At 33.8% G+C, this 26,095-nt stretch carries 16 protein-coding genes; 11 read left to right on the forward strand and 5 right to left on the reverse strand.

From position 1 onward, the window contains the following. Window positions 1-17 precede the first annotated feature (17 nt). Window positions 18-713, reverse strand: a complete 696-nt coding sequence (locus ICJ85_RS07980; protein WP_188223269.1) for a LytR/AlgR family response regulator transcription factor — start codon at window positions 711-713, stop codon at window positions 18-20. 215 nt (window positions 714-928) lie between these two features. Between ICJ85_RS07980 and rpsF the strand changes: the two genes are divergently transcribed. The 5 genes from rpsF (at window position 929) to hisS (ending at window position 4,095) form a co-directional block, all read left to right on the forward strand. After that, a complete protein-coding gene (rpsF, locus tag ICJ85_RS07985; protein WP_188217413.1) occupies window positions 929-1,267 on the forward strand; it encodes a 30S ribosomal protein S6 in 339 nt (112 codons plus the stop codon). Window positions 1,268-1,269: 2 nt separating this feature from the next. Next, complete coding sequence (gene rpsR, locus ICJ85_RS07990) at window positions 1,270-1,566, forward strand: 30S ribosomal protein S18 (RefSeq protein ID WP_188217414.1); 297 nt, start codon at window positions 1,270-1,272, stop codon at window positions 1,564-1,566. A 13-nt stretch (window positions 1,567-1,579) separates the two neighbouring features. Then, on the forward strand, window positions 1,580-2,026 hold the full coding sequence (gene rplI, locus ICJ85_RS07995; RefSeq protein WP_188223270.1) for a 50S ribosomal protein L9: 447 nt from the start codon (window positions 1,580-1,582) through the stop codon (window positions 2,024-2,026). 102 nt (window positions 2,027-2,128) lie between these two features. Continuing rightward, window positions 2,129-2,596, forward strand: coding sequence for a DUF6495 family protein (locus ICJ85_RS08000; protein ID WP_188223271.1), 468 nt, complete (start codon window positions 2,129-2,131; stop codon window positions 2,594-2,596). Window positions 2,597-2,727: 131 nt separating this feature from the next. Beyond that, a complete protein-coding gene (gene hisS / locus ICJ85_RS08005) occupies window positions 2,728-4,095 on the forward strand; it encodes a histidine--tRNA ligase (RefSeq protein ID WP_188223409.1) in 1,368 nt (455 codons plus the stop codon). Between the two features lie 102 nt (window positions 4,096-4,197). Here the strand turns inward: hisS and ICJ85_RS08010 are convergent, their stop codons facing one another. Then, window positions 4,198-4,893, reverse strand: coding sequence for a hypothetical protein (locus ICJ85_RS08010; RefSeq protein ID WP_188223272.1), 696 nt, complete (start codon window positions 4,891-4,893; stop codon window positions 4,198-4,200). Between the two features lie 275 nt (window positions 4,894-5,168). Then, window positions 5,169-11,408, reverse strand: a complete 6,240-nt coding sequence (locus ICJ85_RS08015) for a LamG-like jellyroll fold domain-containing protein (protein WP_188223273.1) — start codon at window positions 11,406-11,408, stop codon at window positions 5,169-5,171. 557 nt (window positions 11,409-11,965) lie between these two features. Here ICJ85_RS08015 and ICJ85_RS08020 point away from each other — a divergent pair. Further along, window positions 11,966-12,394: an FKBP-type peptidyl-prolyl cis-trans isomerase gene (locus ICJ85_RS08020; protein WP_188223274.1), complete on the forward strand. Its 429-nt coding sequence runs from the start codon at window positions 11,966-11,968 to the stop codon at window positions 12,392-12,394. A gap of 78 nt (window positions 12,395-12,472) precedes the next feature. Here ICJ85_RS08020 and ICJ85_RS08025 read toward each other — a convergent pair whose 3' ends face one another. Beyond that, the gene (locus ICJ85_RS08025) at window positions 12,473-16,552 is read right to left on the reverse strand and encodes a hybrid sensor histidine kinase/response regulator transcription factor (RefSeq protein ID WP_188223275.1); all 4,080 of its coding nucleotides are present in this window, start codon (window positions 16,550-16,552) and stop codon (window positions 12,473-12,475) included. A 297-nt stretch (window positions 16,553-16,849) separates the two neighbouring features. Between ICJ85_RS08025 and ICJ85_RS08030 the strand changes: the two genes are divergently transcribed. The 5 genes from ICJ85_RS08030 to ICJ85_RS08050 all read left to right on the forward strand — a co-directional run bounded on the left by ICJ85_RS08030 (window position 16,850) and on the right by ICJ85_RS08050 (window position 25,437). After that, the gene (locus ICJ85_RS08030) at window positions 16,850-18,208 is read left to right on the forward strand and encodes a Gfo/Idh/MocA family protein (protein ID WP_188223276.1); all 1,359 of its coding nucleotides are present in this window, start codon (window positions 16,850-16,852) and stop codon (window positions 18,206-18,208) included. 162 nt (window positions 18,209-18,370) lie between these two features. Beyond that, window positions 18,371-21,289, forward strand: a complete 2,919-nt coding sequence (locus ICJ85_RS08035) for a SusC/RagA family TonB-linked outer membrane protein (protein WP_188223277.1) — start codon at window positions 18,371-18,373, stop codon at window positions 21,287-21,289. Between the two features lie 18 nt (window positions 21,290-21,307). Then, complete coding sequence (locus ICJ85_RS08040) at window positions 21,308-22,960, forward strand: RagB/SusD family nutrient uptake outer membrane protein (RefSeq protein ID WP_188223278.1); 1,653 nt, start codon at window positions 21,308-21,310, stop codon at window positions 22,958-22,960. A 54-nt stretch (window positions 22,961-23,014) separates the two neighbouring features. After that, a complete protein-coding gene (locus ICJ85_RS08045; RefSeq protein WP_188223279.1) occupies window positions 23,015-23,575 on the forward strand; it encodes a discoidin domain-containing protein in 561 nt (186 codons plus the stop codon). Window positions 23,576-23,607: 32 nt separating this feature from the next. Next, window positions 23,608-25,437: a DUF3472 domain-containing protein gene (locus tag ICJ85_RS08050; protein WP_241739510.1), complete on the forward strand. Its 1,830-nt coding sequence runs from the start codon at window positions 23,608-23,610 to the stop codon at window positions 25,435-25,437. Between the two features lie 70 nt (window positions 25,438-25,507). On the opposite strand, the gene ICJ85_RS08055 is transcribed toward ICJ85_RS08050, so the two are convergent. Further along, entirely contained in the window at window positions 25,508-25,972 is a 465-nt protein-coding gene (locus ICJ85_RS08055) for an Lrp/AsnC family transcriptional regulator (protein ID WP_188223281.1), read from the reverse strand. Between the last annotated feature and the right edge of the window lie 123 nt (window positions 25,973-26,095).

The following is a 26,095-nucleotide window of genomic DNA, read 5'->3' on the forward strand; positions in this document are numbered from 1 at the left end:
TAACTAAGTTTGAGGACTTAAATATTGTTTAAGGCGTCTACCAAAAGTGTTTTCTTATTTCTACTTAAAGGAATTTCGTAGGCACCTACTTCAACATTTTTACTGTTATATCGGTCAATTTTATCCAGATTAACAATATAAGATTTGTGAATTCTTAAGAATTTATTCTCAGGTAATTCTTTTTCAAAAGATTTCATAGTAGATAAAACCACTAAACTGGTTTCTTCGGTAACTAACTTTACATAGTCACCTAAAGCTTCTATCCACTTAATGTCTTTAATGTAAACTTTACGTTTTTTAAGATTACTTTTAACAAAGATGTGTTCGCCTTCTTCTTCGTTAAAATCCTGAATCAACTTATGTTGTTCTAAAGCTTTTTCTACAGATACATTAAAACGCTCTCGGGTAATTGGTTTGTGTAAATAATCGGTAGCATCATAGTTAAATGCTTTAAAAGCATACTCTGTTTTACCGGTTACAAAAATAATTTGAGGTTTGTTGTTTAATACATCTAAAAGCTCAAAACCATTAAGTACAGGCATTTCAATATCTAAGAAAATTAAATCTACCTGATGTGTGTTTAAACCATTTTTGGTTTCTAAAGCACTACTGTATTCTGCTATTAAGTTAAGATTTGGGTGATTCTCTACTAACTTAACAATAGAAAGACGTTGTATTGCTGAATCGTCTACTACTACACAGTTTAAAGTCATAACATTTTCAATTATTTCGGTTAAGATATCGACAATAGTACGAAAAAATCCGCTTAAAACCAAAAAACATCGTTAAAATGTAGTTTTTAACAAAAATTTAACAGCTGTTTTCTGCGACAAATATAATATAAAAAATGATTCAAATAATAGTTGTTTAATATGGAATTAATAGTTATTTTTGCACCCAATTTTTTAAACAATTAAAAACGATTTTTATGAATCATTATGAAACTGTTTTCATCTTGAATCCCGTTTTATCTGAAGATCAGATAAAGGAAACAGTAAAGAAATACGAAGATTTTCTTGTTTCTAACGGTGCAAAGATGGTATCAAAAGAAGATTGGGGACTAAAAAAATTAGCTTACCCAATTCAACACAAAAAAAGTGGATTCTATCACTTATTTGAGTACACTGTAGAAGGAGAAGTAATCAACGCTTTAGAATTAGAGTTTAGACGTGATGAGCGTTTTATGCGTTACTTAACTGTAAGTTTAGACAAGCACGCTGTAGCTTGGGCAGAGAGAAGAAGAGAAAAACTAAAACAAAAAGCGTAATTATGTCATCTATAGAGCAACAATCTAAAGGAAAAAAAGACGGAGAAATCAGATATTTAACTCCGCTTAATATTGACACTAATAAAACGAAAAAATATTGTCGTTTTAAAAAGTCTGGTATTAAATACGTAGACTACAAAGATCCAGATTTCTTATTAAAGTTTGTAAACGAGCAAGGTAAAATTTTACCTCGTCGTTTAACTGGAACTTCATTAAAGTATCAAAGAAAAGTGTCTGTAGCTGTAAAAAGAGCTCGTCACTTAGCTTTAATGCCATACGTAGCAGATTTATTAAAATAAAATACCGATAACAATGGAACTTATATTAAAACAAGACGTTGAAAATTTAGGATTTAAAGACGATGTTGTAACAGTTAAGAACGGTTATGGTAGAAACTTTTTAATTCCTCAAGGAAAAGCTATTTTGGCAACAGTATCTGCAAAGAAAGTATTAGCAGAAAACTTAAAGCAAAGAGCTTATAAAGAACAAAAAATAGTTGATGATGCTAACAAATTAGCTGAAGCATTAAAAGCTTTAGAAATTAAAATAGCAGCGAAAGTAGGGGCAGGAGATAAATTATTTGGTTCTGTAAATAACATCGACGTAGCTGAAGCTTTAGAAAAAGAAGGTCACGCTATCGAGAAAAAATTTATTACAGTTACCACTGTTAAGCGTTTAGGTAAGTATAATGCTGCTGTACGTTTACACAGAACTGTAAATGTAGATTTAGAATTTGAGGTTGTTGCGCAAGCAAACTAAAATCAAATATAAAATTTTAAAAGCCTCAACAATGTTGGGGCTTTTTTTATAGCGCTATTTAAGTGATTACAAAGCTATATTTTAGCAATTAATAAAGAACAGATGAAATATTCAAGACTTACAAAAGAGCAATTCGAAGAATTACACCAGGAGTTTATTAACTTTTTAGCAACACAGTCTATTACAGCTGATGAATGGACAAACCTAAAAGAAAGTAAACCGGAACTTGCTGAAGCAGAATTAGATGTGTTTAGCGATTTAATTTGGGAAGGTGTACTAAACAAAGCTGAATATTTAGAGCATATATCTCCACAGCATATGTATTTATTTCATTTAGGTGAAAGTAATATGCAGGCTATCGTACTGAACATTAAAAACGATGTAGATATAACTACAGATGAAGGTTATGCTTGGCTTCGTGAAAATTTAATGGATGAAAATGTCGAGTTTTTACAAGCCGATAAAGACTATACAGACGATAAGAATTTAGATAAGTTTAAAATGATTGAACAAGGTGCTGTAATCACTAAAGGCGATTTGTTTAAATATTTTGATAAGCTTATCAATTAAAATACGTCATTCCTGCTAAGGCAGGAATCTTTTTCAAAAGAAACTGTTATTTTTGTCACAACGGGAAATTCCGAGATTAATTTTACTTTTAATAACTCTTAAAACGGTACCTGCTGTTGCAGGCATTTAATATGGCTCAAAAACCAAGCATTCCAAAAGGAACAAGAGACTTTAACCCAGAACAGGTAGCAAAACGCAATTATATTTTTAATACCATTCGTGGTGCATTCGAAACTTTCGGATTTCAGCCTATTGAAACGCCTAGTTTCGAAAACTCGGAAACCTTAATGGGTAAATATGGTGATGAAGGTGATAGACTTATTTTTAAGATATTAAATTCTGGAGATTATTTGTCTAAAGCTAATCAGGACGCCTATGAACAAAAGGATGCTTTAAAGTTAACCTCTAGTATCTCTGAGAAAGCGTTGCGTTACGATTTAACGGTACCATTTGCGCGTTATGTGGTACAACACCAAAATGAAATTGAGTTCCCTTTTAAACGATACCAAATTCAACCAGTATGGCGAGCAGATAGACCTCAAAAGGGGCGTTTCAGAGAGTTTTACCAATGTGATGCCGATGTGGTTGGAAGTGATTCATTGTGGCAAGAGGTTGAGTTTATTCAGTTATACGATGCTGTTTTCTCCGCTTTAAAATTAGAAGGGGTAACTATAAAAATTAATAACCGTAAAATATTATCAGGTATTGCCGAAGTCATTGGAGCTCATGATAAGTTAATCGATTTTACGGTAGCTTTAGATAAGCTTGATAAGATAGGAGAGGAAAAAGTAAAAGAAGAAATGCGCTCTAAAGGTATTTCAGAAGAAGGTATTTCTAAATTACAGCCTTTATTTTCATTAACAGGTTCTTTTGAAACGCAGATAGAATCGTTAAAATCAATTTTAATCTCTTCGGAGGAAGGTACAAAAGGCATAGAAGAACTTAGCTTTATAAACGAAGCTATTTCAGAATTAGGATTAAATACAGCAAAATTACAGCTAGATGTAACTTTAGCACGTGGTTTAAATTATTACACAGGCGCTATATTTGAAGTAGCAGCTCCGGAATCCGTAAAAATGGGATCGATTGGTGGTGGTGGTCGTTACGATGACTTAACAGGTATCTTCGGACTTAAAAATGTAAGTGGTGTAGGGATTAGTTTTGGCTTAGATCGTATTTACTTAGTATTGGAAGAATTGAATTTATTCCCAGAAACCGTAACTAAAAATGTTGAAGTACTCTTCATTAACTTTGGCGATAAAGAAGCTTTATTCAGTTTAAAAGCTATAAAAACTTTAAGGGGAAATGGTATCAATGCTGAGTTGTATCCAGATGCAGCTAAGATGAAAAAACAAATGAATCATGCCAACAAGCGATTAATTCCATATGTTGTTTTGGTAGGCGAAGAGGAAATGAAATCGAATACGTTTACGCTTAAAACAATGAATACTGGTGATCAGCAAAAATTAACTATAGAGGAATTAATTTCTCATATATAAATAAAAAGCTCTAAAGAAATTTAGAGCTTTTTTTAATAGTTAATTATGAAAAGTGACTAACTCAAATAATTAAACTTCTTAGCAGAGTTTTTATTTTTGTAATTAGTAAATGACTAGCTGTTTTGTTGTTTGTCCGATTTCTGTAGTAACATTCACAAGAATTAATTGGCTTCCCATATGTTGAATGGGCATTTTTATGTGTGTATCATTTATATTTCTCGTTGAAAATAATTTTTGACCATTTACATTTGTTAAAGCGATTTCTTTTATAGAAGTTAAACCGTTCGTATCAATAAATACTTCTTTAGAATTTCGTAAATATTGAATTTTTGTTCTTTTCAAGATTTCATTTTCAGTGGATAATGTCTTTGCTGCTGACGTTGTAGATTCATTTTTGAAAGCTAAAAAGAATCTATCGGAATACTCTCCTTTACTAATATGAGATTTGAAATTTGATTCGTTTATTTTAGTATAAGTGTTTTCTTTTGCATCATAAATAAAAACATCAATAGGGTTTTCAAAATTTTCTGTGGTATCCAAAGAAATTTCAAAATCATCTTCTTTTGACATAAATAACCATAACGGATATTTTTTGGTATCATCAAAAGCTCCCACACCTTGTATGGTACAATTAAGTCCACTTACAACCCAGCTAAGATCGTAAGGATAAGAATCTCTGTTCAACGCTTCGTAGCCATAATCATATCCATCACCAGCAGCATTGTTTGATGTAAAGCCAATTAGTAAATGTCTAACAAATTTTCCAGGAACAGTAAAATCTATTCTTACTCTTTCCATAGTGTTTGTTTGCCCGTAAGTTTTGTTTGATGAACTAAGAGTTATGAATAGCACCATTAGGGCATAGCATAAGTGTAATTTTCGGTTCATAGGGTTTGGGGTTGGTTGTTACTATCGCTAATATACCTATTTTAGAGTATAAAATCCATAAAAAGCATAAATAATCGATAAAACGTATTGTTTAAGTAAGCTTATTCTTTCTTTTTTTGGTTTTTATGTATAAAAAAAGCTATCTCTAACGGAGATAGCTTTTCGTATTTTAATTGGAATAATATCTACTTAATAATTATTTTTTTAGAGATATTACTATTTGAAGTAACGATGTTCACAATATAACTACCTTGAGCGATATCACCGCTAACAGGTAATCTAATTTTATTGGAATCAAAAGTTTTGTCAGATTTATCCCAAATATTTATGGTTTGTCCCAAAATATTGATTAGCTGAACCTGCTTAATTTCTGTGTTCATTACAGAATTAATGTAAATCTCTTTACTATTTTGTAAATAGTTAACTTGAATTTTATTTAATTCTTCATCAATTACGGAAAGAGTTTTTTGGTCTTTGTGTGTAAATGTCACATAAAATCTATCCTTGTATGTTCCAGGGTCTAAAGTAATATTGTAAGTTAAATTTTTACCATCTATTTTAGTATATGTACCTAATAAACTATCATAAATATATACTTTAGTGCTAGGTGGTAAGTTTTCAAATGCAGTCACAGCGATTTCAAAATTACCTCCTTTATTTGTAAATATGCTAAAAGGATACTGTTTGCTATCATCAAATTGGCCTACAGCTTGAATATTTAATTTATAATCGCCAACTGTGAATAACATGTCATCCGCAGCAGGTGTATCTTTTTTCGCATCATATCCATAATTGAAGCCTTCAGAAGCAGCATTGTCTGGCGTAAATGCTAATAGTAGATGACGTTTACCTACTGAGTTTCTGAATTCAAGGCGTATGCGCTGAATTGTGTTTTCTTCTTCAGATTTTAAATTGTTAGCAGTTTTAGATGTTTTAGAATTTGATGTTTTGAATACTAAATTCCCTGTATCGGTAGATGCGAATTCTCTACGATCTCTCTGACTGTTTTTAAATTGTATGGTGTTATTGTCTTCTTTATAAAGAAACGCTGAGTGTACATAAAAACCTTGAGCAACTGGAATATGCGCTAATGGAATTAGTGACGAGCTACCAAGACCACTTATGTAATAGCCATCGGTTGTTTCATATTTTAAACCAAATTCAGGTTCTAAGCCACCCGCAAGTGTAAATGTTGCATATCCACCTTGATAATCTCTCAAGATATGTGTGTTATTTGTGTTAAAATGAATCCAGAATTCTAAAGAGCCATCAATACTTCCTGTAGTTCCAGGGTTAGCAACAGAGGGTTCAGGGGCATCTCCAGATATCTCAGGGGGGTCAAACGCAGGGATGTTATCTTTTATAAATTCAGGCGCGTAAATAGCGGAAGGATAAGGATTACCAACTAGCGTACTGTTATTTTCGGTGACCATAGCAGTTATTCTACTATTATTAGGTTTACCTTTGAATGTATAATTTTGACGCTCGTTATCAGGTCTTCCTGTTCCTTTCATTAAATACCCAATACCTGGATTTATATTTGTTCCAGGGTAAATCCTTGTCCATTGTGAATAGGTGTTAGACTTTAAGTTGTTGTATGTCCATAACCAGTATTTTGCAACAGATATTGGAGTGGTCGTACTTGTTGAAGGTTTTCCGTCATAGCCACCAATCCAATTAATTGTAAGCGGATCTATACCTAGGGAAGCGTAAGTACCATCAAGCATATTAGTGTTTAATTTAAACGGCATATTGTTTGAGCTTCCGTTTTGGGCACCTACAGGAGAAGACCAATAATTATAATTAAATTTATTACCTGACCCTTGTTGGTCGCGTTCAATATATCCAATACTAGTAGCATCTAAAATACTCTCATTAAACTGTCTAGTACTAAAAATTTTCCACGTATCAGTTTTGTTGTCATGATCTATATACTCTCCATAACGTCTCTGTATCAATTGAGATTTACCAATAAGTTTTATTGAGCCATCTAATTTTAGGTAATGAGAAACAAATAAACCTCGACCACTATTGTTTTCATCCTGAGTTTCATTGCTGTTGGTAACAGTTAATTTCCCAGAATCTACAAGTAAGCCAAGTAAGTTTATGTTTTTATGACCTACTACAATATCGTTAGATGTTCGTACAATATTCCAGTCGATAGGATTTCCATTAATACCATTGCTATTCGGGACATCCCAAACTACTGGTTCTTTCCAGGTGGTATTATTATCCCAATCGCCATTATTAATAGACTCATAAGGAAGTGGAGCGGTTTGTTGTTCTTGAGTTTCAATATTGCGTAAACGGCCATCAATATTACCTTTATAATCTGTTAAGTATCCACAGCCAACATCCATTCGGTAATAAGCAAGAAGATTAGGCCAGGTTAAGATATCGTCTTCAGTATAAATACCAGTAGTAGCATCTTGAGTTCCTGGACCGTGAATTTGTTGTTTAGTAACAAATCCTTGTACATCATTACCTAAAGGATCTATTTCCTGATTCATCATTTGTCTAATATGTTCAGGAGTTAAGGCTTTATTCCAAATACGAACTTCATCTATCCAACCATTAAAGTAATTAGTAGGCACTTCAGATGGTGATTGGTCCATAGCTCCTAAAATGGCTTCAATATTATTAGGTGTTTGTGAAGGAGCATTACCTGAAGCAGAACCAACCTGTAACCCATCTACATATAAAATATAATCACTACCATTGAAAGTAACAGCAATATGATACCATCTTTGAGTGGTAATAGGATGAGAGGAGGATACACTTCCATTAGATCCATACCAGCTAAATTTAACGGTTCCTCCATTTACAATGCTTAAGTCGTATCCAGCGTTATCAACAGCGTAATCTTTTCTAGAAAAAATAGTTTTTGTACCTGTTAAATCGTTAGGTTTTACCCAAGCTTCAATACTAAAACTGTTATTAAAATTATATTGGTTTTTAAATGTTACATAATCATCAGTACCATCAAAATCTATGTTTTCACAGTTTTTGATTTCAACATTTACATCGCTTGAGCATCCTGCAACATTCCATCTTAGAATATAAGTTCCAGATTCTGCTGTAAATTTAGCATTAGGGTCGTTGTAAGCCGGAGAAATACCATTGGCAGATGTAAAGGCATCATTTATATTTGGTGCAACTCCACAGATGTTATTAGAAGTTATAATTTCCCAATATCCAGTTTCATTAGTTGGAGGATAATTGGTTGCTGCTGTAGGTACTGCATATGTATTATCCCAAATGTTATTTGCTATGTTTTGTAAAGCCGTTTTAGTATTGTCATATGCACCTAGTTGTACAGTAGATTCTCCACATTTACCTTCTATAGGGGTAATATCGGTTCCGGCATAGGCTAAACTGGCATGGATGGTTATAAATTCAGTACCTTCAGTGCCATCAGCTCTACAGTCGTTAATAATAGAGGTAACCCCATATGTTTGTGTTCCTGGAAATTCAGGAGTAATGGTTGTAGTGGATCCAGTTTCAACGACAACGCCATTTTCATCTGTCCACTCAATAGTTTCATTTATAGGTTCTTGAGGAATTCTAATATTATCTAAAGCCCATGAACTATTGGTAGAAGGACCGGCTTCAAACAAAAACATAATTCTTAAATTTGTTTCACCAATGTAATTTTGTAAATCTATACTTGTAGGAACAAACTGCCCGAGATGTGAGCCATCACCAGAAGTAGAAGGACCTGTGTAATCATGAGGTAAATCTTCAGCATCATAAACATGGGGGTAGATGCCTGGGTCATATGGATTAATCCCTGGTTCTAAAATGTCATTGTATGTATTACCTCCATCTATTGATATTAAAATTTGCAGTGAGGCTCCATCTCCAAGAAAATAAGCTTGGTCAAACTCTAAAATAGCAGAATCTAAACCGAATGTGTTAAAAATAGGCGTTTCTAGTGAAGACCAAGTTTTTCCCCATGTTTGATTTCCTCCACCATAATTTTTTTCATTTTTAATATCACCACTTACAATGGCATATTTAGAATTTTCTGTAGGGGAATTGTAAAGTGTTCCTGCAAAATTTCTTCCACCTTGTTTGTTTGTAGTTTCAGCCCATAAACTATTAGTTTGATTGCTGTTTCCGGCAGGTATGGTTTGAGTTTCAACATTGTTTACTCGCCAACCTGCAGGGTTAGCTTCATCAAATAGTCCCCCTTCATTAAATTCGTCGTTTATTCCATATTCACTTTGCGCTTCCACAGTAACCCCCGTTCCTAAACAATTATTAAATTCACTTGGACCTACAATAGTTGGAGGAATATCTGGAGGTATAACAGACAGGTATACAATATTAGAAGATGCTTCGCAACTACCTATTTTTATGATAGCTCTAACCAATGTTGTTGTTACAATATTGTTATAGTTGTAAGTATTAGATGAGTTGGCGATTTCAGTCCAAGTTTGACCACTATTTATAGAATATTCCCAATGATCAATACTTCCAGAAAAACCAGATAAGGTTAACAAAGCATTTTTCTCTTCGTCTTCAGGACAGGCTGTAACTTCCACAACATTGTCAGCATCAGCATCTGTTTCATTGTTTGTTAAGTAACCCACAAGAGTTCCTCCTGTTATATTAGGACTAGTAACAGTAACTGTAGCAGAACATGCTTTAGTATTTCCTCCTATGTCTGTAACTGTAAGGGTTATAATATTTGGACCTATATTAGCACAAGTAAATTCTGTTTGCGAAGCAGAAAGTGTAAAGCTACAGTTGTCGCTCGAACCACCATCAATATCTTCAGGGGTAATAGATACCGTACCATTATCATCACTTAATTGAATAGTTATATCTTGACAAATTGCAACAGGATCTATTGAGTCATCAATTAATACGGTTTGGTTTTGGGAAGATTCATTACCATTTCCATCATTGTATTTCCATGTAATAACATGAGCGCCCTGAGTATTGAAAGTTATAGGTAATGAGGTTGGAATATTATTTACATAAGCAACTCCTGTAATTTCTCCTGAACAATTGTCGGTAGCTTTTGGAGTAGAATTTACAGTTGCGGAGCATTGTTCGGTTATTGATGTTAAGTTGGCAGTATTAGGGACTGGATTTTCATTATCGGTGACTGTTACCGTCATGACATCAGTAGCTGTATTGGCTGGGGTAGCATTGTCAGATACGGTATATGTAATTGTAGTTGTCCCTATCGGGAATGTATATGTTCCGACCTGTCCAGAACCGGTATCGTTTACAGCACCGGTCATTACCCATGCAATTGAGCTTACGGAACAATTATCGTTGAAAGTTGCATCGGTGATGGCCACGTCCACGGTACAGTCTCCAGAGGCATCTGCACTAGTTGTTGTAACAACATTGCTTGTAGCGTTTACCGTTGGATTTTCATTATCGGTGACTGTTACCGTAATAGATTTTAAATTAGAAAAACCATTACTTTCTGTAACAATAAAAGAAATGCTATAATCTCCATCTATCGTTGGTGTAAAAGATGCTGTTGTTGCAGATGTATTATTAGTTACAGGAACAGGATTATTAGAAGGATCTAAAACTTCCCAAAGGTAACTAATAGGTGTAGTCGCAGTACCGTCATAATATCCAGATAAATTTATGGTTTGGTTGGGACAGGAAATAGATGTTGAAGGAGCGTTAATTACTGCATTTAAACTTCCTCCAGCAGCAACTAGTTCGTCAAAAGTATAAGTACTAGTACTACCACCATTACATACCGCATATTTTATTGTTCCTATATGAATTTCATTATTATTGGTGCAATCTCCTGTAATGTTACCAGTAATATTCCCACTGGATTCTATTATTAATGTCGTGTTTGGCTCTGTAAGAGTTAAAGATACTTTGTTTCCTGAAAATTCTAATTCTCCTGTTGATTCAATATTTACTTGTGTTGTTGTTAAGGATATATTAGTATTATTGCTAGTACCATCCCCTATAACCAGTGTGCCATAAATTATTAAAGAATCAAATTGAAAAGGAACAACATAGTTAGAAGATATACTAATAGTGGTTCCTGATTGTATTGTAACAGTACCAGACCCTGAAGTTCCTCCAGGATAGTTAGTGGCATTTACCCAATTTGTACCATCAAAATATTCCCATGATGTTGATAAGCTCCACTCAGATGTTCCTCCAACTTTAGATCTGTAATCCCCAATTACATCAGCCAAAACTAAATTTGTTTCAAAATTTTCAGAAACACTTTGTCGATAATTTACCGTACTGACTAACTCGGTTTCCACAAAACGCGCATAATCAGAAATCGCTCCGTAGTATAAAGAGCTTGTAGGTTTGTAAGTGGTTTCGGTTACTCTATTAACATAATAAGTTATGGCGTGCAAGCTCAAACTTATATAAAACAAGCCTATGAGAGTAAGAATGTGTTTAAAGTAATTATGCTTCATAATCAGTTAACGTTTAGGGCGTTGCAATAACTAAAAAGACCTGTCTTCTGATGGCGTTTCAAAAAACAAGTAATTTTCAATCTTAAATTTGCTATTAACCAATCCTAATAGGGAATGCGTAAAATTAGTGCTACCACGAGGGCATATCAAAAATATTCGTTGAAATGCCTGTTTCTTCTTTTGTGTGTAGGTTAATAATGTCACTTCTTTTTGGTATTGATTTAGCTTTAGTAAAGGGAAATACAGATAATATTTGGGTTATAATTATGAGTATAAACAATTTACGAGGACGAATATATAATAAAAAAACGTAAAAACATCTATGAAAAGCAAAAAAAATCGATAAAAGGTAAAATTTTGTAAGGTTTTAGTAATCGGATTAGGGCGTATTTTTCTGATGATTTTAATTTTTATGAATAAAACAGTCTTTACGGAAGTGGTTTACAAAAATTCGGTTAAGATTATCTTAAATACTTGAGGTTTTAGGGATATCTTATTGGTGTTCAATTTATAAATGGTAGTTTTGTGGTGATTTTTTAAACAAGAAAACAAAATTTATGAGTCAAGTAAAAGAAAATGATACTGTAAGAGTTCATTACACAGGGAAATTAAGCAATGGTCAAATTTTTGACACCTCTGCCGAAAGAGAGCCTTTAGAGGCAACTTTAGGACAAGGACTTTTAATTCCTGGATTCGAAAAGGCTATCATTGACATGGAAGTAAACGAGAAGAAAACTGTAACCATTCCTAAAGAAGAGGCTTATGGCGATATTCAGCAGGAATTATTTCATAAAGTAGATAACACTCAATTACCAGCAGAAGTAAAACCAGAAGTAGGTATGGGCTTAGTATCTAAAAGTGAAGATGGTAGAGAGCACCAATTTAGAGTGGCTCAAGTAAATGAAGACCATATTATAGTAGATGGAAACCACCCATTAGCTGGTCAGGATTTAACTTTTGAGTTAGAATTGATTGAAATTAAATAATTTAAACCTTAAATTATTACATATACGAAAAAGCCTGAGTTTAACTCAGGCTTTTTTTGCTATCCATGGAATTATTGGTTAATTCACGCTGTTACTAAACTGTTCTAGGTTATGTGCTTTTAAATAATTATCAATGCCAATTTTAGTCGCTTCTTTTCCAAATTCTTTAGGACTTCTGTCGTATTGTTTTTTAAAACATTTTGAGAAGTATTTAGGGTCGTTAAATCCAACAGCAAAAGCAGCTTCAGAAATAGAGTATCCAAATTTTGTAATAAGTACGGCAGCCCGTTTTAATCGGATAAGTCTGATGTAATCAACCAGATTTTTTCCGGTTAAAGCCTGACATTTTCTATATAAACTAGAGTAACTCATATTTAACGATTCGGCTAAATCTTCAATTTTAAAGCCGTCATCATTTAGTTTAGCATTAATTATGGATGTCATATTTTCTAAGAAAATTTCATCCTGAGTTTTTTCAACTTCAATTTCAGGGCTACTGATAACCTCTTTTCTATATTTAGAAATGATATGCTCTTTAGAAGAAATGATATTTTTAACTTTTAGTAGTAGTTCATTGGTGTTGAATGGTTTATTGATGTATTCTATGGCGCCCGATTTAAGTCCGGATATTTTAGAATTTGTTGAATTCTTTGCGGTTAACATAATTACAGGAATGTGCTTTGTTAGTGCGTCTTCCTGCAACATCATACACATTTCGATACCATCCATTTTAGGCATCATGATATCGGTAAGAATCAAGTCAGGGAAATTGCTTTTCGCATAATGATAACCTTCGGCACCATTTTCAGCAAGAAGAATGTTGTATTCGTTAACCAAAAGTTCTTTTAAAAAGGATTGTAGGTCGTAATTATCTTCAACAATTAAGATGGTTTTTTTAGATAGATCTTTTTCAATAACCTTAGACTGCTTTTCATTTTCCTCTTCAAGATCTTCATTTATAGTCTCATCGATGTCATCTGAAACTATGAGTTCGGCTTCGTTGTATGCGTCTTTTGTAATAGGAATAGTAAAGGTGAAGATGGTTCCCTCAACTTCCGAAGATTCGACTTCAATCGCGCCTTTTTGTAAATCTACCAGTTCTTTAGTTAATGCTAATCCAATACCTGAACCTTTATTTTTTTTGTTGGTTTTAGATTGGTAAAATAAATCGAAAATAAGTTCAAGTTCATCTTTCGGTATACCTGATCCAGTGTCGGAAACCGATACTTTAATCTGCTTTTTACCAGCAATAGGAATTACATTAAGCTGAACGTTGCCTTCTTTTGGTGTGAATTTAAAGGCATTTGATAATAGGTTGTAAATGATATGCTCTATTTTTTCTTTATCATACCAGGCAGATTGCAGGTTTTTTGGGCAGTTTATGGCAAAATCGATACGTTTTTTTCTCGCCAACTCCTTAAACGATAATGAAATTTCGTCTATATGGTTGTAGAGATTGTTTTTTGTAGCCAGTAATTTTAATTCGTTTAACTCTTTATTTCTGGTTAAAGTTAATTCTCTTGCAATTTTTGAAAGTCGCTTACTGTTGTTTTCAATGATTTTTAATCGTTGATTTAAAAGCATATTTCCATTTTGTTCAGAGCGTTTAATCATGTCTTCTAACGGTCCTAAAATCAACGTAATTGGTGTTTGAATTTCGTGCGACATTTTAGCGAAAAAATTCATTTTAAGGTCATAAAGCTCATTTTCCTTTTTATGATTTAATTTTTCAACTAAAAGTTTGTTTCTAAGGAGGTACCATTTTCTTAAAGAATATATAATTAAGCCTATAATTATTAAGTAGATAATGTAGGCGCCTGTACTTTGCCACAAAGGAGGAGCTATGTGGACAGCTACTTGTTTTGGAGGGATATTCCAATTGTCTTTTTTAGTGCCGGCTTTAACTTCAAAAATATAATCACCATATGGAATATTTGTATAGGTTGCTAATCGTTCTTGTCCACTTATAATCCAATTGTCATTAAAACCTTTTAAGCGATAAGCATAGTAATATTTTGGATCAAGAACATTGTCGATCGCAGAAAACTTAAAAGAAAACGAAGATTGATTAGATTTTAAGTTTAATTCTTTGGTGTTGTATCCTCCTAAATTGCTGTATTCTGGAAGAAGTTCTGCTGCGGGTTGATTAAGAATTTCAATAGTGTTAACGTAGAGTTCAGGAGTGGTTTCTTTTTTCTTAATTTTTGTTGGATCGAAATAGTTTAAACCATTAATACCTCCAAAGTAGAGTAAGCCATCGATATCTTTATAAACACAACGCGAAAGGAAAACGTTATCCTGTAACCCATCAGTACTGTAATATGATTTAATGTTTAGTGTTTTCGTGTTTAAATGGAAAATACCATTACTGGAACTAAACCAAAGATTGGTGTTATCTTGTTTTGTTATGGCAGCGATACTTACATCCTTTGGTAAATAAGAGTCTTCTATTTTAAAGGCGTTGGATTTGGTATTAAATTCGATAAGTTTTCCTGAATCATTTATTAACCATAAGATATCTTTTTCTCCTGTAACCATAGATTTAACATTCAGTACACCGTTTGTTTTGGAATCTATATTGGAAAAAGAGGATTGTTTTAGGTTGTCAAGGTTTTCATTAAACTTAAATAAACCGCCATCATAGACACCAAGCCATATGGTTCCATTTTTGTCTTCTAAAATACTTCGAGTAATACTTCCACGTAAGCCATGTGTGTTATTTTCAAAAGAGGCTAAGAGTTGTCTATCTGTGTTGTAAACATTGATAGAGATATTAGATCCCGCCCAAATTCTATCTTTTGAGTCTTTATAAACCGTTCTTATGTCCGTAGCTTCTTGGTCTTTCAAATTTATGATGTCTACTTTTTTAAAGGTGTTGTTTTTAGTGTTGTGATACCATAAGCCATTTCTGTATGTTCCAAACCATATGTTTTGTGATTTATCTTCAGTAATAGACTGGACATAAAATCCTCTGCTTAATGAAAGGTTATTGAAATATTGCTTCTCCTTTGTTTTTCCTGAGTTTTCGAAGGACACCTTAGTTAGACCAGAGCCATCTGTACCAATCCATAAATCATTTTTAGAACTTTTAAAAACACTAAGGATTCTTTGTGGTGTATGGTTTGCTGAACCCTCATGGTAATTAATGTTGTTGTCTACATTAGGAAGGACAGATAATTTACCGTAATTAGTACATATCCAAAGGTTTTTATGGTTGTCTTCATTAATATTTAAAATGGTATTGCTGCCTAACGAAAATTCATTGGTGTCTTGTTTAAAGAAAAGGTTGATTTCTCCTGTGTAAGGATTTATTTTGTATAACCCACCGCCATCTGTTCCTCCCCAAATATAACCATCACTATCATTATAAAGTGTTAGAAACATTTCTTTGTTTACATTATATTTTTCGCTTTGAAAAAGTTGGTCCTGTATAAACTGTTTGCTTTTCGGATCGTAAACGAAAATTCCATAAGTTTCTGTTCCTATCCAGAGTCTATTATTATGGTCTGTGGTTAAAATAATGATTCCCGGAAAATCAGTATACAGCCCTATTAATTCGGTTTGCTTTTTTGAATTAATGTCATAGTCAAAAATTTTTCCGTTTTCAGTACTTATGTAGACTTTGTTAGGAGTGGTGGCAACGCTTATAATGTTTCTAACAGGTTCGCCATTAAGTTCTATCTGAGTTATGCTGTCTGTTTTTGATTTCTTGTGTTCATATAAAACACCTTTATCTGAAGCAAACCATGTACTTTGCTCTTTGGAATGAAGTGTTCTGATTTTTGAATTTTTAACGAAGGAGCTAACATTTTTAAATTGTCCATTTTTTGTGTCGAATCTTACTAGTGTGCCACGATTGGAAACAATCCATAAGTCATTTTTGTAATCTTTAACAAGATTTGTAATGCGTTCCCCTGTATTGTTGAATATTGTATTGTTTGCTATTGTTTTATAATTATATCCATCATATACAAGAACTCCGTTAGAACAAAGCATCCAAATATTTCCTAACTCATCTTGAACTGTTTTAGAAACCGTGGTGGGTTTGTTATTAATTGTTGGTGTTAGCGGTTTAAAATTAATATGATTTTGAGCATAAGAGTAAGTGGTAATCAAAAAGATAATACATAACACATTATATTTTTTTGTCAGAAACATATACCTCAATTTAGTAATTCTATCCATTAATGTTATTCTTCATAAATATTTAAAAGGAAGTGCTCAAAACGAAGCTATGTAAAGGTATTAATAAAATTCATTTTCTCTAAACCCGCACCATTACTAATGTTGAGTAAAAAGGGTACATATTCGTCAAAAAGGGTAAATAGATTAGTCAGCGTATTTATATAAGTAGAATTTTACACTTTAATGCATAAAAAGTCAACTTATATATAAATACTAAAAGCAATATTTGTTAGCGAATTATTTAACGAAAAAACTATTTATTTAAAGTATATGAACTCACGTAGGAATTTTGTAAAGAAAACTGCAATAGCAGGAGCGGGATTATCTTTTTTGCCAAATGTGTCTTTTGGATCGGTATTGGGAGGTTCTCAAGATAAATTGAAATTGGCTTTTATAGGAGTAGGTTTGAGAGGAACCAATCATTTAAACAACGCATTACACAGAACGGATATTGAAGTTGCAGCGATCTGTGATGTTGATCCGGAACGGATAAAAATAGCCTTAAAGAAAATTGATGATGCAGGGTTTTCTAAGCCTAAGGTTTTTGGAGATTCCGATTACGATTACAGAAACTTACTAGAGTTAAAAGAAGTCGATGCTGTTATTATTTCTACACCATGGTTGTGGCATACAAGAATGGCTGTCGATTCTATGAAAGCAGGAAAATATACAGGTGTTGAAGTGTCTGCTGCCAACACCTTAGAGGAGTGCTGGGATCTTGTGAATACGCATGAGGAAACAGGTAGTCATTTAATGATTTTAGAGAATGTAAACTATCGTCGCGATATTCTGGCAGTACTTAATATGGTAAAGCAAAATGTATTTGGTGAGACCATTCATTTTAGATGTGGTTATCAACACGATTTACGAGGTGTCTTTTTTAATGATGGTAAAACAGCTTATGGAAAAGGTGTGGAATTTGGGGATAAAGGAATCTCAGAATCTAAATGGCGCACAAAACATAATTTATTAAGAAATGCTGATGTATATCCAACACATGGGGTAGGTCCAATAGCTGCTATGTGTGATATTAATCGAGGAAATCGTTTCTTGTCGTTAACCTCGCATGCTACAAAAAGTCGTGGACTTCATAAATATATAGTAGATAATGGAGGAGAGAATCACCCGAACGCTAAGTTAAATTTCAAAATTGGAGATGTCATAACCAGTACCATTGAAACATCAAATGGAGAAACTATAATTGTTACCCACGATTGTAGTTTGCCAAGACCTTACTCATTAGGATTTAGAGTGCAAGGTGTAGAAGGTTTATGGGAAGTAGATGGCAACAGAATTTACGTGGAAGGTAAATCAAAGCCTCATCAATGGGATGCAGCAGATGAGTGGTTAAAGAAGTACGATCACCCATTATGGCAAAAATATGGCGAATTAGCAACTGGAGCAGGGCACGGCGGTATGGACTTTTTTGTAATGAATGCCTTTGTAGAGTCTGCAAAAGAAAATATAGCTCCGCCAATGGATGCCTACGATGCCGCAGCATGGAGTGCTATTACACCACTTTCAGAATTATCAATCGAGAATAATGGTGAACCTCAGGATTTTCCGGATTTCACGCGAGGAAACTGGATTAAGCGTAAGCCTTATAACTGGATTAAAGATACCTATTAAAATTATTTGTTTGGTTTATTAGTCACTTAAGATGGTTTAGAAGAGGGTGCCATTTGTGGGCACTCTCTTTTAAATAACAAAAGTGAAACGTAAATCATTCTCACAATAACAAAAGCAACAATTAACTCAACAAATTTTAATTATTAACTCAAACTAAAACTTATGAAAAATAGGATTAAAACAATGCTATTTGTTTTGCTGATGAGTTTTGCATTTACAATGTATGCTCAGGAAAAACAGGTTTCAGGTACAATTACAGATGCTAATGATGGTGTCCCGTTACCAGGAGCCAGTGTCAGCGTAAAAGGAACATCGAAAGGTGTGTCTTCAGATTTTGACGGAAACTTTACCATATCGGTAGGTGAAAACGATATGCTTGTTATTAGCTATGTCGGTTATGTAAGTCAGGAAATTCCTGTTGCAGGAAAACAATCAATTAGTGTTCAATTACAATCAGATCAAAGTGCTTTAGATGAAGTGGTTGTAGTAGCCTACGGAACACAAACAAGAGAATCGGTAACGAGTTCTATAACTACTGTAAAGTCTGAAGAATTAACAGATTTAACGGTTTCGAGTCCATCGGCTATGTTACAAGGTAAAGCGGCAGGGGTTCAGGTGTCTGCTTCTGGTGGGTCGCCAGGATCTAACCCGCAAATCTTAATTCGTGGTATGGCGTCTTTAAATGGAAATGTAGAACCATTATGGGTAGTCGATGGGGTTATTCAGCATGGTACACCAGTGGTTAACCCAAACGATATTGAAACCATGTCTGTTTTAAAAGATGCCTCAGCAACCTCGCTTTACGGTTCTCGTGGTGCAAATGGGGTAATTATTGTAACTACAAAACAGGCTAAATTAGGGGTTAGTAAATTATCTTTTACTTCGCGTACAGGCTTTAATGAGTTTACCAACGGAAAGTTTGAGGTGATGAATTCTCAACAACTTTATGATTACCATGCTCAGATGGGAACTACCCAAGAGTGGTATACTCCAGAACTGTTAGAAAGAGATTTCGACTGGGTGAAAAATGCAACACAAACAGCTTTAGTTCAGGATTATAATGTGTCGTACACTACAAGTACAGATAAAATGAGAACATTTATGTCTGGTGGGTATTACAGTGAAGAAGGAACTATTAAGGGTTCTGAATTTGAACGATACACTTTTAGAATGAACTTAGATTACGATGTAAGCAAACGCTTAACGTTAAAACCTAAAATGTCTTTTAGCTTTGATGATAGGTATAATGCAGAACATGGACGTTATTCTTCTTACACCAACTTACCATGGGATATTCCTTTTGATGCAGACGGAAACCCTATAAAAGCACAGGATTCTAATGAGTGGATTGGTAGAGATCAGTCTAACTATTACTACGATTTACAATGGAACTATGGGAAAAGTAAAACTTTTAACATGAGTTTTAATGGTGATTTCGAATTTAAAATTTTAGATAATTTAAGTCTTATTTCAACCAATAACTTCACATTATATCATTCTAACGGTATGTCTTACGCAGACCCGCTTTCTGTTGGAGGTACAGCAGATAATGGAAGTTTATATAATTCTTCAGCGAGACGATTTACAAGATTAACAAACCAAATGCTTAAGTATACTAAGGAGTTTGGAGATCATGCCATTACAGCATTAGCAGCTTACGAGTACAACGATTACATGTATGAAGATATGGACGCTACAGGAATTGGTTTAGTTGGTGGGGGTACTATCCTTGACGTTACTTCAGAGCCAAAATCAATTGGAGGTTATAAAAATGAATATGCTTTACAATCAGCTTTCTTAAACGTAGATTATTCATATAGCAACCGCTACTATTTTAAAGGATCTATTAGACGAGATGGTGCTTCTAACTTTGGTTTAGAAAACCAATACGGAACATTCTTTTCAGTTGGAGCAGGTTGGAATATTAGTAACGAAAGTTTCTTTAACAGCGATGCTGTAGATTTATTAAAATTAAGAGTAAGTTACGGTTCTGTTGGTAACAGACCAAGCTCTTTATATCCTTATCAAGGAACATATTCTGCCAGCACACATTACGATGGTATTCCTGCTGCAACATTATCGCAATATGGTAATCCAGATTTAGGTTGGGAAAAATCGTATGAAGCAAATTTTGCTTTAGATATGAGTTTCTTTAACAGACTTAATGTTACTGCAGAGTATTATAATAAAGATACTTCAGATTTATTGTACTACGTAGATTTACCTGCATTAACAGGATTTAATGGATACTGGGAAAACGTTGGAGGATTAAAAAACTCAGGTTTTGAGGTAGCTATTGATGGCGATGTGGTAAGAACTACCGATTTTAATTGGAATTTAGGATTTAACATAGGTGTAAATACCAATGAAATTACCGAATTATTCGAGGGGCAAACTCAAATTCCAAGAGGAAATAAAATTTTTAAAGTAGGTGAAGATATGAACTCTTGGTATATGCGTAAGTGGGCAGGTGTTCACCCGGCAAACGGAGACCCGTTATGGGAGGTTGTAGATTCTGAAACGGGAGATGTAAGCTATACAAGTAACTACAATGAAGCTACAGAACAATTAGTAGGTAGTGCAACTCCAGATTTTATTGGTGGTTTTTCTTCTAACATAGCATATAAAGGGTTTACCCTTGACGCAAGATTTAGCTTCGTGTCTGGAGGATCAATTTACAACAGTTCAAGAGAATTATTTGATTCAGATGGATTATACCCAACATTTAATCAGCAAGTTTTAATCGATGGTTGGTCGCGTTGGGAACAGCCAGGTGATAATGCAACACACCCAAGAGCAATTTATGGAGGTAACAACAATTCAAATAAGCCATCATCACGTTATTTAGAAGATAGAAGTTATTTAAAACTTAAAAACGTAACCTTAGGATATAACATTCCTACTACAATTTTAGAGAAATTACAGTTAAGCGACGCCAGAGTTTATGTAGCTGGAGATAACTTATTAACATTTACAAATTATTCAGGAATGGATCCTGAGGTTGGAGGAATTAATGGAGATACAAGTATGTCTTACCCTGTGCCAACAAGATTTGTATTTGGTTTAAACTTTTCTTTCTAATTATAAAAACAAACACAAATGAAAAAATCAATAGTAGCACTTATAACCATTGGATTATTGAACCTTTCTTGTGATATAGAAAGAAATCCATACGATGAAATCGCTGTATCAACACTTTTTGAAAGTGAAGGCGCTTTACAAACAGCCACTTTAGGAAATTATGCCTTATTAAAAGGAAAAGACGGGATTGATGGTTGGAACGACCAGTTACACCGTATGAGTGAGTACCCTGGAGATAATGTCTCATTAAGTGGAAGTACAACCGATCCTTTAAATTTTATTTATAACTACAGAGCTATTACAACAAACGGAAGGGTTGCAGATTTCTGGAACGATTCGTACAAAGTAGTAGTAGGATGTAACGTAATTATCGAGTCGGCTGCCGAAGGAGAATCTGATGTATTAGATCACTTATTGGGAGAAAATTATTATTTACGAGCCTTAGTGTATTTTCAAATGGGGAATATTTTTGGCCGTCCGTATAATCAAGGAACAGATAATTTATCAGTGCCTTTAAAATTAACTTCAGATACCGAAGATGTGCCTAATCGTCATACAGTAGGCGAAGTTTACGATCAAGTTATTAGCGATTTATTAAAGGCAGAATCTTTAATGTCTTTAGATAAATCGGCTGGTTTTGCAACTAAAGAAGCGGCTCAGGCCTTATTGTCTCGTGTGTATTTATACATGGAAGATAACGTGAATGCTGAAGTTTATGCAGATAAAGTAATTACATCGGGTAGATATCAATTATTATCATATAGTGATTTTAGAGAAATGAATTATTTAAATCCAAAGAATAATTCAGAAGCTATTTTCAATATCATGTTAAATACTAAATCAGATTTACCAGGGTCTTATGATTGGTATACTGTAGGTGCTTTATATGCGACCATCGATGGTGCAGGATGGGGAGAAATGTATCCTTCTAGTACATATTTAAATTTATTAAATGAAAACCCAAGCGATGCCAGATTAGCTTTTATTCAACCACAATATATTGAAGAAACTCCGGCAAACAGAAACCCTTGGGTGTACTGGGTGAATTCATCTTATGAGTATGAAACAAGATTAACTCAAGAAGTAGCTGGTGTAACAACTTTTACTCAAGATGGTATGACGTATACTGTTCAAGAGGAAGATGTTAACGGAAAAACCAAGTATTTCTTCATGAATGGTACAACAAAACAGTATGTAGACAAAGGTTTTGAAATGCCTAAACGTAATGGATTCCCAAAATGGTTTATTACTAAATGTTCGCTTCAGGAAGACGATGTACATTTATGGTCTCCATCGGTGTCTCGTTTATCTGAAATGTATTTAAACAAGGCTGAGTCTTTTGCTAAACGCGAAATGGATCAACAAGCTATCGATCAGGTAAATATTATTAGAGAGAGAGCTGGAATTCCTGCTTATACTTTAGAGACAATTCCAGAAGGCAAAACCGTTTTAGACATTGTTTTAGAAGAGCGTCGTTTAGAGTTAGCTTATGAAGGACACCGTAAATTTGATGTCTTTAGAAATGGACAAACCATGAACCGTAGATATCCTGGTGGTCATTTATGGGGTGCAAATCCATTCTACGAAATTCCTGCAACAAGCAATAGAGTAGTAGAGTTTATCCCTGAAAAACAAATATTGTTACAACCTGGGTTAATTCAAAACGATTAAGAAATAATTTATAAAAGCCCTGAAAAGGGCTTTTGATAACTCAAAATATTAACTATGAAAAATTTCATTAAAAATAGAAAAAACGCTGTAGTTACGTTTTTAACAGGATTGGCTTTAGTATTGGTTTCTTGTTCATTAGATACGGTAACTCCAGACCCAGATAAATTACCATCGGTGCCTTTAAGTAGAGCCGGATGGGAGGTTATAGATTACAGTAGTCAGGAAGACCAAGGAGGCGAAGGCGATACCGGTAGATGTGCAGATATTTTAGATGGTAACCCAGATACGTTCTGGCATAGCTGTTGGAATGGTTGTACGCCTGTACCACCACACTTTATTACTGTAGATATGCAAACCGAGCAAGAAGCAAAAGGTTTCTTTTTAATGCAAAGACAATCATTATCAAGAAATATCGAGACTTGCGAAATTCAAATTAGTTCAGATAATTCTAACTGGGAGTCTTTAGGGGTGTTTACCTTAGAAAAAGTTAAAAACCAACAGGATTTAGCTTTCGAAAGTCCTAAGACTTTCAGATACTTTAAATTTATTGTTAAAACTGTATTTGATGGTACAGATAATGCAGCATTAGCTGAATTAGTACCGTATACAAATTAATTGAATTTAGTAATAAATACATGAAAACTTTTATGAAGTTAATAATTAACGTTATTGTTTTCAGTCTTGTTTTAATGAAGGTGTCTTGTAGTTCAAGCGACTCAGGTACCTTCGTTGAAGAAGACCCAATTACAGAAACTCCTGATAATAGTGTTGATGTAAAAAAACTATCAATTTCAGTGGCTTGCGAAGGAAATAGTTGGGTTGCAGAAACCATATATCCTGAGAATACCGGAAATATTGTTGGTGAAGGAGGTATTTCTAATTGGACGGATGCAAATAACAAGATCAGAACCTACTTTTATGCAAAAACAACTGGAGATATTCAGGTTGGTTTAAAAGGTAAATTTACGTCAACTACAAAGCTTAAAGTTACTTTAGGGAGCGTGAGTAAAGAGGTAGAATTTGAATCTTCAGCTACGGCTCAAAAATATGCTGTAGGTACTTTTAAGATTGAAAGCAAAGGATATCATTTTGTGGAGTTAGAAGGTTTAATTAAATCAGGAAGTACGTTTGGTGAAATCTCTGATATTTTATTAGGCAACGCCACTTGGAGTTCTAATATAGTGTCTGTACAACCCGATTGGTTTTATTGGGGACGTCGAGGACCATCAGTACACCTGGGCTATACCATGCCAGAAGGTAAAAACATAACTTGGTTTTATAATGAATTAACTGTTCCTGAAGGGATGGATCCAATAGGTACATATTTTATGGCTAATGGTTTTGCCGATGGATATTTTGGTATGCAAGTAAACTCAGAAACCGAAAGACGCGTATTGTTTTCTGTTTGGAGTGCTTACGATACTCAGGATCCTAATCAAATTCCTGATGAATACACTGTAGATCCATTAGGGTACGGAACAGATGTAACAGTTAAAGAGTTTGGAGGTGAAGGTTCTGGAGCGCAAAGTTATTTGGTATATAATTGGAAAGCAGGGAATACATATAAATTCTTATTGAGAGGAGAGTCGAACACTGAAAATACTATGGATTACACGGCTTATTTTTATGCCCCTGAAGTTGGTGATTGGAAATTAATAGCAAGTTTTAGAAGACCTTTCCCTTCAAATTCAGCTAAATATTTAGGGCGTTTACATTCTTTCTTAGAGAATTTTACACCATCAATGGGAAGTAATGTTAGAAAAATAAATTATTCAAATCAATGGGTTTATGATACTAACGGAACTTGGTCTGAAATGACAGGCGCGAAATTTACCGTAGATAATACGGCAGCCAGTGGTGTTCGTTTTGACTATGATGGAGGGGCTGATGGAGCAAATTTTTATTTAAGGAATTGCGGATTCTTTAGCGATAATGAAATACCAAACACCTCATTCACGCGAACTCCAAAAGGCGTAGCTCCAACAGTAGACTTTAGTAAATTAGAAGTTCCTAAAATACCTGAAGAAGTAGTGCGTAATCTTTTAGATAGAAGTACATGGACTGTTGTAGATTATAGTTCACAGGAAGATCAAGGAGGAGAAGGCGATACTGGTAAGTGTTATGATATTTTAGATAACGATGTTAATACGTATTGGCATTCTTGTTGGAATAATTGTACAGGAACACCGCCTCATCATATAGTTGTAGATATGGGAGAAAGTAAAACTATTGCAGGTTTTAGATTTATCCAAAGACAATCCTTATCGAGAGCTGTAAAGGATATTGAATTACAAGTGAGTGCTGATAATACGACATGGACAAGTATTGGAGACTTTACGTTGGCTAATGTGTCTACAGTTTTAGATATTGATTTAAGTGAAGCTAAAACATTTAGATATTTTAAATTTATAGCTAAAACATCTCATGATGGAAGTGACTTTGCTGCTATGGCAGAAATAGTGCCATATACAAATTAAAAATAATTGTTTGGTTTAACTTTTTATAGAAGTTAGTTGAGAGCCTTTGGTGTTATGCCAAAGGCTTCTTCTATATAACAAATTCTGTAGATTGTTTAATTTCTTTTAAAACAAAGTAACTTTCTAAAATTCCAATGTTCGATATGTTAGAAAGCTTCACCCGTACAAAATCATGATAGTCATCTAAACTTTTCATATTTATTTTTAGAAAGAAATCCACTTTTCCAGCCATATGAAAACACTCTTGCACTTCAGGAAGTTCTTTAATCTGCTCTTCAAATTTATCAATAAACCCTTCGTTATGGTAGCGCAGTGATACCATACAAATAACGGTAACCGGGTAGTTGAGTAGCTTCTTATCTAATAAGGCAACATACTTTTTTATATAACCATCGTTTTCCAGTCGTTTTATACGTTCATAAACCGGAGAAACCGTCATGTTTAAAGTAGCAGCAATCTCTTTAGTGGTCTTTTTAGAATCGTTTTGTAGGATTTTTAAAATGGTCAAATCCACATTATCCAGTTTTTCTACCATAAGATTCAAGTTAATTTTTCTTCAAATAAAGATAAATAATTATTTTAAAAGTAAAATTTTCTTTAAAATTTAATTTTTAAAATATTAATCACTTAATATGGTTGTTTTGTTAGTGTATTTCGT

It is taken from the genome of Aestuariibaculum marinum, from assembly GCF_014596975.1.
In the GTDB taxonomy this organism is placed as follows: domain Bacteria; phylum Bacteroidota; class Bacteroidia; order Flavobacteriales; family Flavobacteriaceae; genus Aestuariibaculum; species Aestuariibaculum marinum.

What these genes read in the sequence shown, in the direction of transcription:
- ICJ85_RS07980 (WP_188223269.1), bottom strand. Translation starts at nt 713, where the DNA reads ATGACTTTAAACTGTGTAGTAGTAGACGATTCAGCAATACAACGTCTT.
- ICJ85_RS08010 (WP_188223272.1), bottom strand. Translation starts at nt 4,893, where the DNA reads ATGGAAAGAGTAAGAATAGATTTTACTGTTCCTGGAAAATTTGTTAGA.
- ICJ85_RS08025 (WP_188223275.1), bottom strand. Translation starts at nt 16,552, where the DNA reads ATGTTTCTGACAAAAAAATATAATGTGTTATGTATTATCTTTTTGATT.
- hisS (WP_188223409.1), top strand. Translation starts at nt 2,728, where the DNA reads ATGGCTCAAAAACCAAGCATTCCAAAAGGAACAAGAGACTTTAACCCA.
- ICJ85_RS08035 (WP_188223277.1), top strand. Translation starts at nt 18,371, where the DNA reads ATGAAAAATAGGATTAAAACAATGCTATTTGTTTTGCTGATGAGTTTT.
- rpsR (WP_188217414.1), top strand. Translation starts at nt 1,270, where the DNA reads ATGTCATCTATAGAGCAACAATCTAAAGGAAAAAAAGACGGAGAAATC.
- ICJ85_RS08000 (WP_188223271.1), top strand. Translation starts at nt 2,129, where the DNA reads ATGAAATATTCAAGACTTACAAAAGAGCAATTCGAAGAATTACACCAG.
- ICJ85_RS08030 (WP_188223276.1), top strand. Translation starts at nt 16,850, where the DNA reads ATGAACTCACGTAGGAATTTTGTAAAGAAAACTGCAATAGCAGGAGCG.
- rpsF (WP_188217413.1), top strand. Translation starts at nt 929, where the DNA reads ATGAATCATTATGAAACTGTTTTCATCTTGAATCCCGTTTTATCTGAA.
- ICJ85_RS08055 (WP_188223281.1), bottom strand. Translation starts at nt 25,972, where the DNA reads ATGGTAGAAAAACTGGATAATGTGGATTTGACCATTTTAAAAATCCTA.
- rplI (WP_188223270.1), top strand. Translation starts at nt 1,580, where the DNA reads ATGGAACTTATATTAAAACAAGACGTTGAAAATTTAGGATTTAAAGAC.
- ICJ85_RS08015 (WP_188223273.1), bottom strand. Translation starts at nt 11,408, where the DNA reads ATGAAGCATAATTACTTTAAACACATTCTTACTCTCATAGGCTTGTTT.
- ICJ85_RS08040 (WP_188223278.1), top strand. Translation starts at nt 21,308, where the DNA reads ATGAAAAAATCAATAGTAGCACTTATAACCATTGGATTATTGAACCTT.
- ICJ85_RS08020 (WP_188223274.1), top strand. Translation starts at nt 11,966, where the DNA reads ATGAGTCAAGTAAAAGAAAATGATACTGTAAGAGTTCATTACACAGGG.
- ICJ85_RS08050 (WP_241739510.1), top strand. Translation starts at nt 23,608, where the DNA reads ATGAAGTTAATAATTAACGTTATTGTTTTCAGTCTTGTTTTAATGAAG.
- ICJ85_RS08045 (WP_188223279.1), top strand. Translation starts at nt 23,015, where the DNA reads ATGAAAAATTTCATTAAAAATAGAAAAAACGCTGTAGTTACGTTTTTA.